Origin of the sequence: Zestosphaera sp. (genome assembly GCA_038727705.1) — an archaeon.
Taxonomy (GTDB): Archaea; Thermoproteota; Thermoprotei_A; order Sulfolobales; family NBVN01; genus Zestomicrobium.
Genome location: JAVYVJ010000001.1, coordinates 549,074 through 566,144 on the forward strand (window position 1 = coordinate 549,074; position 17,071 = coordinate 566,144).

The 17,071-nt window shown below is 47.6% G+C and carries 15 protein-coding genes, 1 tRNA gene and 3 CRISPR repeat arrays; of the genes, 3 read left to right on the forward strand and 13 right to left on the reverse strand.

All coding sequences use genetic code 11. The features are described 5' to 3' along the window. Window positions 1–43: 43 nt before the first annotated feature. Window positions 44–520 carry a ribosomal protein S18-alanine N-acetyltransferase gene (gene rimI / locus QW772_03095; protein MEM0037890.1) on the forward strand — a complete coding sequence of 159 codons (477 nt, stop codon included), beginning with the start codon at window positions 44–46 and terminating at the stop codon, window positions 518–520. On the opposite strand, the gene QW772_03100 is transcribed toward rimI, so the two are convergent. From QW772_03100 to QW772_03120, 5 genes are all read right to left on the reverse strand, one after another. Continuing rightward, window positions 479–1,063 carry a hypothetical protein gene (locus QW772_03100; protein MEM0037891.1) on the reverse strand — a complete coding sequence of 195 codons (585 nt, stop codon included), beginning with the start codon at window positions 1,061–1,063 and terminating at the stop codon, window positions 479–481. The genes rimI and QW772_03100 overlap by 42 nt on opposite strands. Further along, entirely contained in the window at window positions 1,044–1,964 is a 921-nt protein-coding gene (locus QW772_03105) for a triphosphoribosyl-dephospho-CoA synthase (protein MEM0037892.1), read from the reverse strand. The genes QW772_03100 and QW772_03105 overlap by 20 nt, the downstream gene beginning before the upstream one ends. Window positions 1,965–2,005: 41 nt before the next feature. Beyond that, on the reverse strand, window positions 2,006–2,710 hold the full coding sequence (locus QW772_03110; protein ID MEM0037893.1) for a phosphoribosyltransferase family protein: 705 nt from the start codon (window positions 2,708–2,710) through the stop codon (window positions 2,006–2,008). Window positions 2,711–3,203: 493 nt separating this feature from the next. Beyond that, entirely contained in the window at window positions 3,204–3,488 is a 285-nt protein-coding gene (locus tag QW772_03115; protein MEM0037894.1) for a hypothetical protein, read from the reverse strand. 81 nt (window positions 3,489–3,569) lie between these two features. Beyond that, window positions 3,570–4,700: a hypothetical protein gene (locus QW772_03120; GenBank protein ID MEM0037895.1), complete on the reverse strand. Its 1,131-nt coding sequence runs from the start codon at window positions 4,698–4,700 to the stop codon at window positions 3,570–3,572. Between the two features lie 339 nt (window positions 4,701–5,039). Between QW772_03120 and QW772_03125 the strand changes: the two genes are divergently transcribed. Together QW772_03125 and QW772_03130 are read left to right on the forward strand one after the other, a co-directional pair. Continuing rightward, complete coding sequence (locus tag QW772_03125; GenBank protein MEM0037896.1) at window positions 5,040–5,489, forward strand: hypothetical protein; 450 nt, start codon at window positions 5,040–5,042, stop codon at window positions 5,487–5,489. Between the two features lie 108 nt (window positions 5,490–5,597). Beyond that, window positions 5,598–5,675, forward strand: a tRNA-Arg gene (locus QW772_03130). Between the two features lie 119 nt (window positions 5,676–5,794). Here QW772_03130 and QW772_03135 read toward each other — a convergent pair. From QW772_03135 to QW772_03170, 8 genes are all read right to left on the reverse strand, one after another. Further along, complete coding sequence (locus tag QW772_03135) at window positions 5,795–6,901, reverse strand: ATP-binding protein (protein MEM0037897.1); 1,107 nt, start codon at window positions 6,899–6,901, stop codon at window positions 5,795–5,797. Between the two features lie 571 nt (window positions 6,902–7,472). Then, window positions 7,473–8,289: a CRISPR direct-repeat array (repeat unit 24 nt; unit sequence CTTTCAGTCTTTTCTTATTGCTTC). Between the two features lie 97 nt (window positions 8,290–8,386). Next, window positions 8,387–9,204: direct repeats of the CRISPR family, unit length 24 nt; unit sequence CTTTCAGTCTTTTCTTATTGCTTC. Between the two features lie 254 nt (window positions 9,205–9,458). Continuing rightward, window positions 9,459–10,511: a CRISPR direct-repeat array (repeat unit 24 nt; unit sequence CTTTCAGTCTTTTCTTATTGCTTC). A 67-nt stretch (window positions 10,512–10,578) separates the two neighbouring features. Beyond that, complete coding sequence (cas1, locus tag QW772_03140) at window positions 10,579–11,568, reverse strand: CRISPR-associated endonuclease Cas1 (GenBank protein ID MEM0037898.1); 990 nt, start codon at window positions 11,566–11,568, stop codon at window positions 10,579–10,581. Window positions 11,569–11,578: 10 nt separating this feature from the next. Then, window positions 11,579–12,202, reverse strand: a complete 624-nt coding sequence (locus QW772_03145) for a hypothetical protein (GenBank protein ID MEM0037899.1) — start codon at window positions 12,200–12,202, stop codon at window positions 11,579–11,581. Then, a complete protein-coding gene (gene cas2, locus QW772_03150; GenBank protein MEM0037900.1) occupies window positions 12,114–12,503 on the reverse strand; it encodes a CRISPR-associated endonuclease Cas2 in 390 nt (129 codons plus the stop codon). Before cas2 ends, QW772_03145 begins: the two co-directional genes overlap by 89 nt. 20 nt (window positions 12,504–12,523) lie before the next feature. After that, window positions 12,524–14,779 (reverse strand): DEAD/DEAH box helicase, encoded by a 2,256-nt coding sequence (locus tag QW772_03155; protein ID MEM0037901.1) that lies wholly within the window; start codon window positions 14,777–14,779, stop codon window positions 12,524–12,526. Beyond that, complete coding sequence (locus QW772_03160; protein MEM0037902.1) at window positions 14,763–15,488, reverse strand: hypothetical protein; 726 nt, start codon at window positions 15,486–15,488, stop codon at window positions 14,763–14,765. The genes QW772_03155 and QW772_03160 overlap by 17 nt, the downstream gene beginning before the upstream one ends. 27 nt (window positions 15,489–15,515) lie before the next feature. Then, the gene (cas7d, locus tag QW772_03165) at window positions 15,516–16,604 is read right to left on the reverse strand and encodes a type I-D CRISPR-associated protein Cas7/Csc2 (protein MEM0037903.1); all 1,089 of its coding nucleotides are present in this window, start codon (window positions 16,602–16,604) and stop codon (window positions 15,516–15,518) included. A gap of 14 nt (window positions 16,605–16,618) precedes the next feature. Then, on the reverse strand, window positions 16,619–17,053 hold the full coding sequence (locus QW772_03170) for a hypothetical protein (protein ID MEM0037904.1): 435 nt from the start codon (window positions 17,051–17,053) through the stop codon (window positions 16,619–16,621). Between the last annotated feature and the right edge of the window lie 18 nt (window positions 17,054–17,071).

Sequence of the window (17,071 nt, forward strand, 5' to 3'; positions counted from 1 at the left end):
TAAATATAATTGCAGGCCCCTCGTTAATTACTTGGGTACCTAAATGACTGGAGCGCACATAAGGAAGGCGAGGCCGGAGGATCTGCCTGCCGTCATAAACATAAACATGATCTCACTTAAGGAGCATTACCCTGAAGACTTCTGGAGGCAGCATCTTGAGACGTGGGGTGAGGCCTTCCTGGTCGCTGACGCGGGTTCGACGGTAGTTGGCTACATCATGTGCAGGGTTGAGAGGGGGTTAGGCTTCATAAACAAGTCCCTCTTTAAGAAGGTGGGGCACATTATCAGCATCGCCGTTCACCCGGACTACAGGGGGAGGGGGATAGGGTACTCATTGATGGTTGAGGCGTTGAGGAAGTTAAAAGACTTCTACAGGGCGAGCGAGGTGTATCTCGAGGTCAGGGTCAGTAATGAGCCGGCTATTAGGCTCTACGAGAAGTTGGGCTTTAAGAAGGTTCAGAGAGTCAGGTTCTACTACCTAGACGGTGAAGACGCCTGGGTTATGGCTAGGGAGATCTAAGGGATTGAGGTCCACGTCGAGGTGTTTGGTGTGCTTGCTCATCACGGCTAACTGCGTGCTCCCGTAGAACTCAACGCAATCCCTACTACCTAAACTCACAAAGAGTCTTGGCTTTACATTACTGATGAATTCAGTAAGCTCCGGCAATCCTACCCTAATGTTCAGTCTATCCACAGTATCGCAGTAACCAAGAGCTGGCATGCATGAGAAAATCAACACATTACTCGAGCTCATGCTATGAAGTAATTCCGCAACTCTCGATATGCAGTAGTGCGGGTCCACGCCGTTAATTCCGGCTAGGGTGTACTGATCCAGAGTAATCACGTGTGCGTCAAGCGACCTGCCAGTAGCTCTAGTGGACTTAGCTACGTATATGTCGTCGTACTTCCCAGTAACTATGTAGAAGGGTTTCTTAAGAACCTCTTCTACATCCCTCAAGGGAATTCTAGGCCCTCCCAAGAATATGTATAGGTCTGCGTTGGCTCTGGTTAACGCGGACAACTCCTTCCTGAGTTTCACCACCCTACCGTTGAGGATCCTCAATAATATAGGCGGTCACCTGATAGAGTGCTAGACCTGCTGCAACTATGTCGGATGTAGTCCCTGGGTTTATCCCGTACCTCCTGACGTGCGCGTCCAGCGTCTCCCACACCCCATCATTGAGGTAAGGCCTTGCGAGTGATAAGTACTTAACTAGGAGGGCTGTGTTTAAGCACCTGCTCTTCAATACCAACGTGTCTACGTGTTCCTTAAGCATCTCTGCATGGACGGAGCTCACTCTTTGCAGGAGATCGCCTTCGGGAACCTCGTCCCTCAGGTACCTGCACACCTTCAGAACCCTCTTAAACCCTGTCACTATCTCATGGCTTACTAGATCCATGTGCATTGAGTCTCTCAGAACTTTCCACAAGCTGGTCTTTCTGAGTGCCCCCCGGTCCGCGCTCGTTGCTGAGGGGATGGTGCCGAAGTACTCACCCATATGGCTCATCGATGCCTTTCTCAGAGCTGTATAAAAATCCGTACACGGCTCTTTCTTCAGACCCTCTACCACGGAGGGCATGTACCTCTCAATCAGGCTTTCAACCAACCCCAACCTGCTGTCCGTCTGGCACGCTTTGACGAGAATGTAAACCAGCGGTGCGGCGAGCATTACATATCCGAAGGCTGTGTTAGTCCGGACGAGCGGGTGATTGATCGCGTTGAGGATGTACTTCCTCAAACTAGGGCCTAGTCTGAACCCCCTGTTGCCTAGTGCATCTTTAACCACTCCCTCAAGAGGTTCCTTTATTAAGTGCGGGGTGTATGCGAAACTGACTAAGCTCAACTCCTTAACGCTCTTATACCCGCTGACGGTGCTTAGTTTCGACGGGGCTAGAGCCTCTATCAGTATCGAGGTCGAGAAGATATCTACAAGCTGTTTAAGGATGTTGTAACGCCGCCGCATAGTGAACCCTTGACGTCCTTCCGGCCCCCCACTCCCGAAGATCATCTGCTGACCTTCAGGACTATGTAGATCTTATCTATCTCGTTCTCTATCTGCTCACGCCATCTCTCCCCGATCGCCACGATCGAGAACAACCCCACCGGTGTGGCACCGCTCATGCGTATCAGCTTCACTAGGGCGGATGAGGTCCTTCCGCTGTTCAGCAGATCATCAACTATTAAAACCCTATCACCGGCTTTGAGCGCGTCCGAAGGCATGAACAGGGAAACCACTGCCGGTGGGTCCCTCGCTATGTAGCTCACCTGACGGTACTCCTTAACGCCAATTTCAGGCCTCCTCCTGACTATCACCAGCTTTGAGTCAAGCACGTCCGCCGCCATAACCCCGAGAGGTATCCCGTCGACCTCGACGGTCACCACCGCATCTATGTCATAACGGTGGAACTCTTTGAAGATGACGTAGGATAAGATCTTCAAGATAGGGATCTCATCTATTATCATCGACAGGCTTATTATGTTGTCGACCTCCACAAGCCTATCCTTAAGGATCTCCTCAATCACTCGTTGATTCGTGAGCACTTCAAACAATTCAAGAGATCTTTCCTTAGTCGGGCGTATGCGTTTATTTATATACCTCCATAAGCCGGGGGCTGTTAAGCCTGTGAGGTTTTCAAGGTCTCTGTACTTAAGAATTTTCTTGTAAGCACTTAATAACTCGACCGCCATTAACCTCATATCAGTGTCCAATCAATCTCACCCTTCCATAGGACATATTTAAGAAAACCTAATATATGCAGAAACACTTTAAACAGGCAAATCCAGAGGAACAGATGGAATTACGGCTGTCTAGATCCCAGATCCCGCAGGGTTCTTTTTATAGCCCCACCTCCGCAACCAGAGCTAGATGCGCGTAGCTTCATAAAGAAGTTTGATGCCTTAATGGCGTGTTTGATTTCGAAGGAGCTTGGGAGGCTCATTTACAGATCTTTGAGTCTTTGAGTGAGAAGCATGTAAGTAGCATCCTTTTCAACTCCCGTTGAGCGCCCTCCGACTGAAGTTGGGATTGTCGGATATGGTGTTGCCAAGACACTGGAGGGTAACTACGTGCCTTCGAGAGAGGTCGTGCGCAGTGGTAGCTACTAGAGAGTGACGTAAGTTCACAGTCTAATGAGAGTTGGGGGTTAGAGGAAACCACGCTAAAACAACCTAGAACGGAGAGCGATGTGTTAAGATCTCTTGCCTACTCTGACTCAACACCCCCTACCGCCTTCTCCAGGAAGTTGGGGTCGCCTAAGTCGTTGGCTAGTCCCTGCGTTATTACCTTAAGTATTTTCGATAAGCTCTCGTTCAGGCTGATCACTTCATCAAAGACTATTAGTCTTGGTTGATCGTTTGTCGACATGACTACGAGTGATACATTGACCCCTATTTCCTCGGTGATGTAGTTCTTTATCTTCAGTAACTTCCTCATATAGGCTTTATTCATTTGAGGGGGTATCTCGGCGACTAAAGTCAGGACTTTCATCAAGCACCACGTGATATACTTGTGATTGCTTTTCCTTTTAAGGGGTGAGGAAAGTCGAGGGTGTGCAACTGTTTTAGTGTGCTAGGTTTTTGTAGGTCTCTCTAGGATGTTTAGAGCTCTTGATGCGATTAGGTATGCACTAGCAGTATGTTTATTGAGTCTATGCTTCTTCATGGTTTCTGCGTGTTCTCGTGAACTAGTTGTTCCCTTGGGGTCTACATATACTATTTTCAAACCGTAGAGTGGTGCTTTCCACAATATTCTCTCAATGATCGAGCTTCTGAACACGGCTACTTTGTAGTTGTAGTTTCTACCTCCTCTTTCACCGTTTCTAACCCAGTAGTACCTCAAGTAGCCGATTACACCTGGGTTTTCGAGAGCAACAGCTGAGGCACCGTGGTGGTAAGCATGCTTGAGAACCTCGTGTATCTTCTCTCCAATAATGCTCCAGGCTCTTTTCCTCGGGAAACCTCTGGCTAAGATCTGGGGAAACCTGACTGTGTGCATCCACACAACTTCACCATCTTTGTTCACCACCACCAGGTTCAATCTATCGGTGTTCACATCTATCCCCGCTACATTGCTTCCCAACGGTTTATCGAACCTCTTCATAATCTCTAGGTAGAGGCTGTGCTTAACATTGATCTGCAACTCGCCGTAGAGGTGCTCTAGGTCTCCGCTATAGCTCCTAATGTACACTCTAGCTGGATAGCCAATCTCTTTTCTCATAGCTCTATCAACAAGCTCCTTGAGTAGCCTGTTGTACCTCTTAGAAACTACTGGCTTAACGACTACTCTCTCGCTTCCACCGCTTGCTTTGAAAACCAGCACCTTGACCGTCTCGTAATCTGTGAACTGTATGTTCAGGTTCCCCTTAGCCCAAGGTTCTCCCTCGCTCTGGAATAAGAGCCAAGGTTTGAGCTCTACTCTTGATACATCAACCTTCAGCTTCCTAACGCTCTGAAGACTCGAGTACACTAGTGTCGCTACTCCATCAACATACCTCCTGTTAGGTAGTAAGCTGTAGCACAACTCTCTCGTGAACTTGATGAAGTCATACTCACTCAGCTTAGCTAACACAAGGTTCGCTTTAACATGCTCAAACACTCTGTGAGCACACGCTTTGCTCAACCACGCAGTCCAGTAGATGCTTTTCGCCACATCTCCAGTAGCGTGAAAAGGTAGACTAATCGTTACATAATCCAAATCCATAGGGATATACCCCTTCAAATTTATAAACTCTGAGCGCTTAAAAATCCTTGGTGACCCTGGGTTTCCGAGACCCATGGCAGACCGTGGGGAGGGGGCTCAGGGAAACCGTGATGCCCCGCCCTAGGAAAACCTACAAAAACCTAGAGCGGGAAACGGTGTGGGGTGAATTCATTTAGTGAATTCAGTGCCTAAGAATACCCAGGAGTATTGCTTCACTCAGCTCGGTCCCCACGTTGCGCAGGCTCTTATGCCGTAATACCTCCCTTCTTTAACGGTGTTAAAGCTGTTTAGGGAGTTGGTTTATATGCAACAATCTACTCATATATCTTGGGTGAGAGGATGGTAGGAGCTAGCACTGTTAAGAATGCGGGCAGAAAGCCTAAGATTATTTACGAGGACGAGGAGATACTGGTTATGAGAGCGCCGAGCGACGAGGAGCTTGAAGAAATGATAGTTGCGATCATAGGCAGTAAGGGGAGACCGTTAGCCTGGAAGGAATTAAGGAAGGAATTAAGCGGTTTAGTGGGCGAGGACAGGCTAAGGAAGGCGTTGCTCAAGCTGATAGACCGCGACATAGTCGTTGAGATGATCGACGGCACCTTCGGACTCAAAGATATGGAGACCACCTACATACCTAAGAAGATAAAGAAGAGGGTGAGGCCGCTGGCACCTAGGAAATTCAGAGTCAGATGGGGACCGCTGATAGAGGCTAGGGGAAGCATATCAGCCGCAATACAGTACCTTAAGGAAGCAAGGAGTAAGAAGATCTCAAGCACTGCAACCAACTAACCTCACGTTTTTCTTAAGGTCGGTATATTCCGCATATGAAACTATAATAAAATACGCTGCTAAGCCGAAGCGCAGAATTAATTTTATTATTGAAGCCATAAATATCTAGGGCCCGTGGCCCAGCCAGGATAAGGCGCCGGCCTCCGGAGCCGGAGACCCCGGGTTCAAATCCCGGCGGGCCCGCCACACCCATGCAGTGAACTCCATGGGTAAGGGGAGCTGGGCGACTTCTTGCTAAGAACCTTCAAAATCTTAGCCCTCACTGAGTGTGAGATGATTGTAGAGGGTAAGACCTGTGATAGTCTCTAGATGTTCGCTGATGCCGCTCGGTATATTGGATCTATTATCACGTAGTTCTCACCTACCTTCTCAATTAACCCGAACGCGCTTAGTCTCCTTAAAACCTCGTTGAACGCTTTATCCTCGATAGTTCTTCCCTCAACCCTCTCCAGGGTTTTCTTTAGTTCGCTCCAGGACATCCCGCCGGTGCTCAACGTCTTGAGGACGTTCCTGTACCTACTGCTCTTCAACTCGCTCAGCAGGTTCGTTAGCTCGGTTCCCGCTAGACTTACTGCCTTGTTGAATACCTCTTCTAGGTCTCCAGCAGTTCCCGTGATGTATGAGTAGCCGAAGAAGGTCAGCCACCCTATAATACCGTCTAACCTACTCACTGCCTCCCTTATTAATTCCTCGTTATAATGTGCTCTAGCCTCCTCAAATCCTAGCCTGAGGAACTCCGCGCCCTCCGACTCACTGAGTCTCCTTGTCTTGACCTCGAGGTACGGCCTCCCATAGAGTGGTGCCTCGGGGTCCTCCAGCCCTAGGAAGTCCTTCAGAATCCCGAACTGCGATCCAGTCAACGTTAAGTTGACGTACTTTAAGTTATCGTAAACGTAAGCGAGGAATCTGTCGAATCTAGCCCAAGTAGCTTTCCTCAAGTCCTGTGCCTCGTCAAAGACCAGGATCACTGGGGAGCCGATGTCCTCACCGAACTCATTGAGCCTTAGGAAGAGGTCTTGAAGGTCAAGTTTCCCGTTACCTCTGAAAACCACTGAAACCGAGTAATCCTTAAGACCTATAGTAACCCCCTTAACCATCTTCAAGTAACTTGCTAGAGCCTCCCTCAAATTAGTGTGCCTCCTCAAAGAATCCTCAAGCGACTTCCCGATAACCCTGGCTATATCCTCAAATCCCGGATATATAGTGAATCGCGTGTCCAGGTAGATATACGGCGCGTTAACCAAGCTCAACCCAACCTTAACCAAGGAGGTCTTTCCAGTCCTCCGAAGACCTGAAACCACGGTCAACCTAGACCTCACCACGTGATCAACAAATAACCTCAACTCATCACGGAAATCATAGAAGTCGTCAATCCTATCCTTAGGTATCGGATCGAATAACAGGGGTATCACCCAGTAACTATCGCTACCCCCAGTAATAAACATTAACGCACAACAACCAACGTAACGACTAAGTCTACGGACTTCTGGAAGCTTTCAGTCTTTTCTTATTGCTTCCGATGCGAACCGACACGAATATCTGAACCGCGTAGCTCTCTGCAATCAATCTTTCAGTCTTTTCTTATTGCTTCAGACCCGTATGATAAATGGGTTGAGTGAGTTGAGAAGGATGTCTTTCAGTCTTTTCTTATTGCTTCTATATAAGCATGACTGGTCGTTAGTAGAGAAAAACACATTTTTTGACCCTTTCAGTCTTTTCTTATTGCTTCTCATCTATTAACTGATCCCAGGAGATTATTCCGGCTTTGTATTGTTCTGTTAAGAGATTCCTTTCAGTCTTTTCTTATTGCTTCACCGAATTTCGCTCAGAACAAACCTGCTTCACCAGCTTTCAGTCTTTTCTTATTGCTTCGAACAAGATATTCGTACACCGGTGTAAACCTGGTGCCGCCGCGACACTCGCGGCTGAGCTCGCCGCGAGCCGCCAGCGCAAAGTGTAAACCTGGTGCCGCCGCGACCGACGCTTTCAGTCTTTTCTTATTGCTTCATGAACGTGATAGATGATTCAGTCAAGCACGCGCTGGTTCAGGGAGCAACATATGACTTTCAGTCTTTTCTTATTGCTTCTCATCATCGACTTTGATCATTGCCGAAACGTAATAGCTGCACTCGCCAACACTAATTGCTTTCAGTCTTTTCTTATTGCTTCCCTGCCACTATCCGAACATGCGGCCTGCTCAGCGCCGCAATCACTAAATTCTTTCAGTCTTTTCTTATTGCTTCTTAAGTAATTACGTGAAGCTAGTCCCGGGAGTCAGGAAGACTTTCAGTCTTTTCTTATTGCTTCTATTTCAACCTCTTCATAGTCCGTGTAACTAGGTAAGTCCTTCATGAATGTGTCCACCTTTCAGTCTTTTCTTATTGCTTCATATATCCACTAAGAACTGAGGGCACTCAACCTCATACTTTCAGTCTTTTCTTATTGCTTCATTTCGTGTCGTTTTAGCGATCCTGATGTGAACATACATGTTTATATCGACTTTCAGTCTTTTCTTATTGCTTCAAAGCAAAATCACAGCTCTCATAACTACGAGACCTCTTTCAGTCTTTTCTTATTGCTTCCTCACCTCGCAACGATTGCGTTTCTGAACTTTTTGCCCGTCGAAACCAAGATGACGTCTTTCAGTCTTTTCTTATTGCTTCACGCCTTGCGGATATCGCGCGACGCGTCCAGACGAACGCTGACTGACCTCTTTCAGTCTTTTCTTATTGCTTCGTATATGATCATGCTCGACAGACGTTGGGCGTACATCATTCTTTCAGTCTTTTCTTATTGCTTCAGTGCCGATCGTCACAACACATCACGCGACGCTCAATCCTGCGAATCCGTATCAGACGTTAGCGGACATGCGTGGCGGCGTTGCAGTGTATCATTACCTTTCAGTCTTTTCTTATTGCTTCATTGACGGTGTTCATTGACGGTGGCAGTGTTCGTGTGCTTTCAGTCTTTTCTTATTGCTTCTCAACACCAGCAGCGTAGTCACCTGAAGCTGCGCTCTTTCAGTCTTTTCTTATTGCTTCACAGACTCGTCGTCCGGCGAGCCGCGAATCGCGTAGACTTTCAGTCTTTTCTTATTGCTTCGCCACTGACAGCTGAACGACTAAACAAGTCGAACAGCCTGCCCGCCTGACTCTTTCAGTCTTTTCTTATTGCTTCCCTACACACTAATATACGACGTGCTAGTAAGCTCAGGATGTAGGGGGACTGACTTTCAGTCTTTTCTTATTGCTTCTAAGTTAAGAACGATAAGCGCTTTCAGCCTTTTAGTCAGGACTTTGAGGAATTTGCTTTCAGTCTTTTCTTATTGCTTCTCAATGCGCCAATGCTCTGAGCCTTGATGTCCACAGCCAGGGACGCTATTGTCTGCTTTCAGTCTTTTCTTATTGCTTCACTGGAGTAAATGATTCCCCCCTTAACAACCCCCCTACTAATTTAGAAAAAGCTTTCAGTCTTTTCTTATTGCTTCAGTCTTTTAAGTGTTATCTCCGTCTCCTCCAGCAGTTCCCTTAAGTACTTGATATCTTTCAGTCTTTTCTTATTGCTTCTTACGTCCTCGTTCATGCTCCCAGTAGAGCTTGCCGCATATTTTGCTTTCAGTCTTTTCTTATTGCTTCAAGGACATGTCCTCACATATGTCGGCAGGTCGGACGTGGCCGAGAGCAGTAGATTCCTTTCAGTCTTTTCTTATTGCTTCAGAAAAAGAGGAATTTAAGATTTGCGCAACGCGCCAGCAACCTTGAATATCACCGTGCCCAGCAACAGAATTGAGAGCATCTCTTTCAGTCTTTTCTTATTGCTTCACTCTCAGATCTTCAAGAGTTCCTGTCAGGTAGTTCAGCTTTCAGTCTTTTCTTATTGCTTCTGACCCGAGCAAGCCAGTCAAGATCATCGAGAGGAAAGGTCAAGGTATTTTTCTGCAGTTCTACGACGTAGAGGGGAGACTGCATGCTTTCAGTCTTTTCTTATTGCTTCGAATACCGCATTGTCCCCAGAGCTGACCGTCAGAGCGATGCCGCCCGGCAAATCTTTCAGTCTTTTCTTATTGCTTCAGTTAAGCTTTTACGCATCAATAACCGATGCTACGAGTGCCAGAAACGTGGTTCTTTCAGTCTTTTCTTATTGCTTCACCACAACCGAGGAGGAAATAGACGTAGTACCTGACGACGTATTAACGCGCACCTTTCAGTCTTTTCTTATTGCTTCGCATTTAGCGTTAGAAGATGCAGACGATGTGTTAAAGCTTGAGATAGACTTTCAGTCTTTTCTTATTGCTTCACTCGTAACTGAGTTCGAGAAAAGAAATAAGTTTGTGGGGGGCTGGGCAGTCACTTTCAGTCTTTTCTTATTGCTTCCGTTATTGTTGGTGTTCACACTCACATTGCTGACCACGTTAGAAGCGATGTTATCCTTTCAGTCTTTTCTTATTGCTTCGGATTAGACAAGACCCTCATTGTAATAAGCTACGTAAAACACGGCACAAGACTTAGCCTACTTTCAGTCTTTTCTTATTGCTTCCTACAGCCTACTACGTGCTTGGATTGCCCGAGGTTGGATTACTACCCACTTTCAGTCTTTTCTTATTGCTTCTATAGTGTCCAGTTTCGGTATGGTAGTCTTTTTCTGTACCCCGCTCTTTCCTCTTCTTTCAGTCTTTTCTTATTGCTTCGCAAACAACTTCGCCGAGAAGCGGCGATACGTCGACACAGACTTTCAGTCTTTTCTTATTGCTTCTCCTGAGTCAGTTGAAAGGCGATTGGCGCGGTCTAGCGGTGGCGTTAGTGCCGAAGAGCGTGAACTTAAAGATCTTTCAGTCTTTTCTTATTGCTTCTCACTTACTCGCGCGGTGCTCAGTCGAAAGTCGTTGAATCATTGAGTGCGGTCGGCGACTCGGCGTTCACTTTCAGTCTTTTCTTATTGCTTCTCCTAACATACTCCTCCAGGGATAGGTACGCGCAATACTCACACGACCTTCCAGCTTTCAGTCTTTTCTTATTGCTTCCTGTCATTGTTTTGTGCTGGTTGTTTATAAATTTTTGTTGATCGATTCCGGAAAATCCATCAAGCCTCCTTAGGAACCGGATGTTGGGTCATAGATATAGGGCTCGTATTTAAGTTTCTTTAAGATGGAGTCTTTAAATTTTCCTATATCTCTTAGCGGTAATATCCATATCGACTTTCTGTTGTAGAATCTTTCTGCTTCCCGTGAGAGTCGGTTGTAAAGGTGTCCAACTAAGATCTCGATCGTTTTAGGGCTTAGCATCCTGGAGCCTCTTAGCGTCTTTAACTTTGTTTTTCTGCTTGCTTGTATAACGCTATGCACGGCTAGTGGCTTGAAAATTTCCGATAAGTCATACGTTAGTGACACTCGCCCACTTCTTAGTGCGTGTATTAGCCCGTAGAAGGGATCTAGTCCTACGGTAACTATCGACTTGGTTATAATTCCGTAGAGTATGGCGTAGAGGAAGTCTATCGAGGAGTTTATAACATCACCTCTTCGTGGCTCTCTGCCCGTGAACCCATATTCTGGCAGTATGAGGTTAGTGGCGACATTCCAGAAGTATTTAGAGCCAACTGCCTCCAGTTTCCGGAGCTCATCAATGTTGTTGGTCTTTTCTACGAACTCTAAAACCTCTAATATCTTTATTTTTACGTCCTCGTAATCCTTCATCAAGTCTTTATAGTACTTGTACTCGTATCTCAGAACGTTATATAGACCCCTAATCTTTGAGTATATGATTGACCTGGCATACATCGCCCTGCAGGCCTCGTCTGAGAAGCACCTGTACTGCACTTCTCTAATGTTGATGGTTCCAACCTGAACGACATCATAGAGAACTCCATAGGTGTCCAGCTTTCCCGAGATGAACACTATCGGTATGCCGTTCGAGAGAAGAGTTATCACCGCTGAAGACGTTACCAGAACTCTCTCACCAACGACAATTACTAGCTCTAGGTCCGGTACGGATGCCTCCACGCTGTTACCTTCTTTGTCTGATACAAGGATATTGCCTTCCTTCCTATATATCTTCGATGTTCCCTCAACGACCAGTATCGTCATTAGGGATCACCTAGTGCGTGTATGGGCACACCCTCCTTATCGGGGGGTCGCAGAACGCGCATATCTCTCCGCTAGGCGGTTCAGGCTCTTTCTCATCGGACAGTGTCTTCATCAGCCTGGAGATGACCTTCATCAGGTCACGCCCGGACACACTAGCATCACTACTCATTACCAACACGTCCTCGACTGTGTCATGATCCCTCACTATTACCAGAACCGGCACGATTGGGAAACCGATCTCCCCGTATAGAGCGGAGGCATATGACTGTAACCGGTGTCGCACAACTCTTGAGGCTTCCTTATATTCCGTGACCTCGAACAGCACGGTGAACAGAGACCCTCTGAAGTAGACTAAGGTGGCTAGGTCTATCCTTCCCCTGAGCAAGATACCCCACGTGCGTGTGCCATTCTTGAGGACTGCTGAGAGGGCAACGTCTTTTTCATTGTAGGTGCTCAAGACTTTTCCTCCAGCGTGGTGAATGCTATTCTCGACCATGGTTTCAAACAGTTTCCGTAGTACAGTCCATGCCTTCTTTCCGTGGACTTCAGCCGGGGTGGGACTCGCTTGGAGGGTTGTCTGAGCTCTCAGCCTCACTCTCATTCTGCATATTGCTAGGTCGTCCAGCACCTTCATCGGTAACTCTAGCTCTGTGCACACCGTAGAAGGCGATGACTGGCATCCTCTCACCACGTATGGATACAGACCTCTTGGCAACCTCCACGAGAAGCTCATACTGAAAGTCGTTGAGGAGGATAACAGTCGCTCTATCTCCTTCGTCAAGCAATCTAGATAGATGCGAAGAGATTCTCTCGGCGAGTGTTCTCGACCCTCTTCCAACGTAGACCGAGTAGGTGAGCATCGTGAACGAATACTTTCTAAGTAAACGCCTAACTTTCCCCCTCGTCCTCTCGTCTCTGCAGTCATACGTCACCACCAGGAACAACGTGCATCGACCTAGAGCAATAATAGATACGCGTATACCTCACCCGAGCACTCCAACGCTATTGCCTCCCCGTATGCACGCAAAACCTCGAATACCGGCTCTTCCCCTCTAGTGTACTTCACATAAAGCGGCACTTTCATCCTCTTAAGGATTTCAACTAGTTGACTATTAACGACGCCGGTCAATTCTATTGCTAGCCTGCTTGGAAGGATACTCTCACTAATACTACTCAGCACCTCTCTATTGGGGGCGCGCATTCCTACCGTGACTACGTCTTTTATTTTACTGCGCTTAACGTCCTTAATGACTAGCCTGAACCCGCTTGAGGTATCGACCTCGACCTCGTAGTTTGAGAGCAGGGTAATGGGACTAGACTCTCCGTCAATTTGGTTTCTACTACCAGCCCGCACATATGGAACGCTTGGAGAGAGCCTGAAGGAAGCTAACTCTACAAGCACGTCTGGGTTCTTTGAAACCCTTTTTCTAAGCCATAAGAAAAACTTCCTGTCTATTTCTATTGTCTGCAGGGTCTTCATGAACTCTGAAAGCACAGGTTTTAAGTCGCGGGGTTTGTCTCTATGCCTCATAACTGATAGTAGTATATAGTTAGAGAGAGGTAAGTACAGTCTTAGCTTGCCAACTCTACTTCTCAGTATCACTCCGTCCCCAAGCTTCTTGATGACCGACTCCTCTGCCATGACCCATGAGAGGGCATTGACGAACTCACTGTATTGTATCGTGGATTTACCTTTAAGTCTATGAGTAATTAGAGTATTAGCGTAACTCTGGGGTATGAGTATTATGACCTTTGAGTCTATGCCTCCTCTACCACTTCTACCCATCCTCTGAACAAGTTCCCCGAGACTTGTAGCACTAATTATGCTATAGAATATATTCTGGAGGTCTACACCCAGCTCAACAGCGTAGTTCCCGAATACATACAGGTCTCCACTTGCTCTCTTCGCCACCAGCTCTTCCTTGCCGTGGAATCCAGACGGAGATGTAAGCCCCATGACCACCGTCGGGGCAACACCTGTGTTCTCATTAAACATCTTAGCCGACTTTTCTACAGAGTAGACTCTCCTGCCGAACACGAGCGCCCTCTTATGTTTCAGGATTTCCTGCGACTTCGAGCCAACAATGGTTGGCAGCCACTCGTCGAGCTCGATCCAAGCCGGGTAACCTGCTCGCTTCGTCTTTATAGAGACGAGTTCAACAATGGTCTTGCCCCTTATCTTGACGACTGATCCTTCATCACAGATTACGGCGTCGGCTCTTACCTGTCTAACAGCCGTGTTTCCAGCAGTCTTATCTACGATATCTAGAACGTATCGGCTTGGTGTCGCAGACGAGAAGACCACCTTATACATTTCGCTCCTAGTGGAGGTTAGCGAAGAGAGCCTGTGTAGTAGGACTAGTGATATGGCTGTTGGTAGCTCGTAGAAGCCCCAGGTGTGGAACTCGTCAAAAAAGAGCACAGGTGATAGGAGAGCTGATGAGAGCTCAGCCAGCTCCCTCTCCGCGACCCTGCCCTCTACCAGCAATCTAACCCTCTTAACAATTTTCTCAACGTACTGTCTAAGCTCATCCTCATTGCTCATCGATGACAGCATTTTCTCGACAACCCTCTTAACGAATTCCCCTGAAGACGTCAGATCTAGTAGCTTGGCTAGGTCGTGATGGCTTCTATACATATGGGAGAACATGAGGTAAGGGTACTCAGGAACAGCGAGGGTTATTAGGTAGTCCACGCTCTCAGTTAACATGGTTCTGCGCATAATATCTAGAACGTGCCGTCCAGAACCCACACTCAGGGCATTCTTTAGCTTCTCGATAGTATCCCTAGTAAGCAATACCATCCCTACCTTGTTCTTGTAGTATTTCACCTTCCCATCATTCCTCAAGACCTCGAACTCTAAATCATGGACTGCTACTCCCTGCCCAAGTTCTCTAGCCTCACTAGCAGATAGTTTTCCGAGGGTTGCTTTAAGAGACTCGAACTGGTCTACGGTCAGGGGCTTGGTTGGGTATATACCTAGGGCACCGTCATAGCTTGTTCCGTATAAAATGTTAGAGAGAAGAGGTGTGAGAAGTGTGAAGGTCTTACCCGACCCGGTTGGAGCTGTAAGGAAAAGGTATTGATGAGGAGAATTAAAAAAATCTATCGTTTCTTCCTGAAATCTCCTTAAAGTGAGCTCTGCTTTGCCTCTCATCCTGATATTACCTAGCTCTACACATACCGGCTCTAATTCAATGGCGTAAGTCAATGAGCGGCACCCTGAATCTTATCCCGCTACGAGACTCTAGCGTGGCTACGACTGGCTCGTTGAAGTATGCCTTTGCAATTACGTTAGAATTTGGAACGCCTCTTCTCACGGTCTTAGTGTCCAGCAACGCAACGTAGGAGGCTGGCTCTACACCATCTCTTAGGAGATCCCCAAGATTGACTGGGTCGGTTGGTCCACTGGTACGACTCTTGATTTCGGCTTCTTCACACTTAACACTGAAGATTCCCTGCCTCTTGACGCCAACTCTAACTGCATTAGGTATCTTCACATTGGCTGATCTAGCCACAAGTACTGTCTCGAATTCCGAACCCGGAGCGAAGTATAGGTGTACCACATGCCACGGGTACATGGACTTAGGTTTGGGTTGCACTATCTCTACCGCTCCTTCGCCCTTAATATTCAGTAACATCCTCTTGAGGTTAACCCTGCGGGGTCTAGCGGGATAGACGTAGAGCCTCTTCTCTACCTCGTCAAGCCAATAGTAGTCTATTTCTCCTACCTCTATGGCTGAGGACGCTAGCGAGGCGTGTAGTAGCCCGCTGAAGCCGTACATCAGCGAGTAGTTGTGAAGGTACGGCTGGGGCTTGTAGACGGCGTAGGATACGCCCATCACGTTGGCGTAGCCGACTGACGACGAGTATGTTAGGTAGTCGCAGAGTCTCAGGGTGCAGATGTATGTTTTCATCATTTCGCTGATGCCCCTTCTTATCCTAGGTTACTTGGCGGTGATGTAGCTCTTTACGGCGTCTATATAGTTCCTGGAGTTTGTCCAGAGCTCTTTTACTAGGTTAGCGTCAAGTATGTTTACGTTCTTCAGCTTAGCTAGGATATCCTCGGTTACCTCAACGACTCCTGCTCCGGTGGCGTACGATACACTTCTTACGTATTCTAGGAGCTTCCTCCGAGCCTCTGCCTCGTTTGCTTCGCCTGCCAACCTCTCGGTGGCTTCGTAGGCTGAGCCGACTTCAAATAGGTCGGCTACGGTGGCTACGGGTACGACCTTGAGTGTCCCCCATAAAGATGTCCTCGCTCCTACTCTAATAGTTCTCGTCAGGAGCCAAAGGACGTACAGTAATTCTACTGGTGATGACATGAACAACACTACTTTACCTACGAAGAGTGTGCCGGGCTCTACGAAGGTCTCGGCGAACAGGGCGCCTGTTCTCGCCTCCTCTCCCTCTGCTTTCTGACCTTCTTTAATCATTATCGTTGTGTAGGTAATCTCGTCTACGGCGTTCCCCGTCCTTCTCTCGTAGCTGGGAGTTAATGCATATGCCGAATCTCCGACAAACCTGCTGGCTAGGTTGTAGTTGGCGGCAGCACTCGTAGCACCCATCAATACGTCAGTTGGACACTTCATGCACCTGCCGTGCATTACGCCTTTTCCTTCGCCGGCTAGGCCTGGTGATATAGAGCAGGATGCTAGGAAGTCGTAGTTTTGATCGCCTATAGCCGCCTTGATGACGCTATTATGTAACTCCCACTGTCTTCTCAGTAGCTGCATGAACTCCCTTAGGTACACAGCCTTCAGCTTCCTGAAAATGAGTGTTGGAACAGCCTCGCCGGCTGCTTCGCTCAGGATTATGTCGTCTTCTCCTTCCGTCCTCAGTATCATCCTGTCCTCTACTCTCCCGATCCAGTATATCGTTATATGCTTTGCAACGGGCTTTACTGATTCTGTTCCCCCCGTGTATGTGTGTAGGTATGGTTCTATTTTCTTGAAGTTGTCGTCCCCTAACACTTCCCTAAGTTTTTTGATAGAGTTCTCGTATGGGGATTTGACTTGGGGTTGGGTCTGGGACATTGATTTCACCTCTTTTAGGATTTCTTCTCAAGCGGTTCAATGGAGACGCTTGAAAGTAGCCCAGTCGCAAGTCCTATCAGTAGAATCCGCATGTTTTTCAGCATTTTGAAGGCTCCGACCGGGTTTATCGACTTCTGCATTGCTACGTAGTCAACCAAGTTTATGGCCGCTTCCTTTACCGTATTTCTCTCCTGCTCGTCGGCGAACCCGTAGTGCCTCGCGAACAAGTCCATTATCTTGGCAACAGTATCTGCCTTACCGCCGGAGCCCGCTAGGAACTCCTCTAGGGGGTTGAATATCCTTGCTATGTGGTGTCTTGACACTCTCTCCCCCCTGGTCTTACTCCTGATGTAGTTAGCTATAGTCTCCAGCGGCTTTACGTACCTCATCTCGCTTGGGTAGATCTGTAGTCTTATCCTGGACTGGGTTTGGGGTTGGGGCACGGACATACCATCCCACCCCTTTTC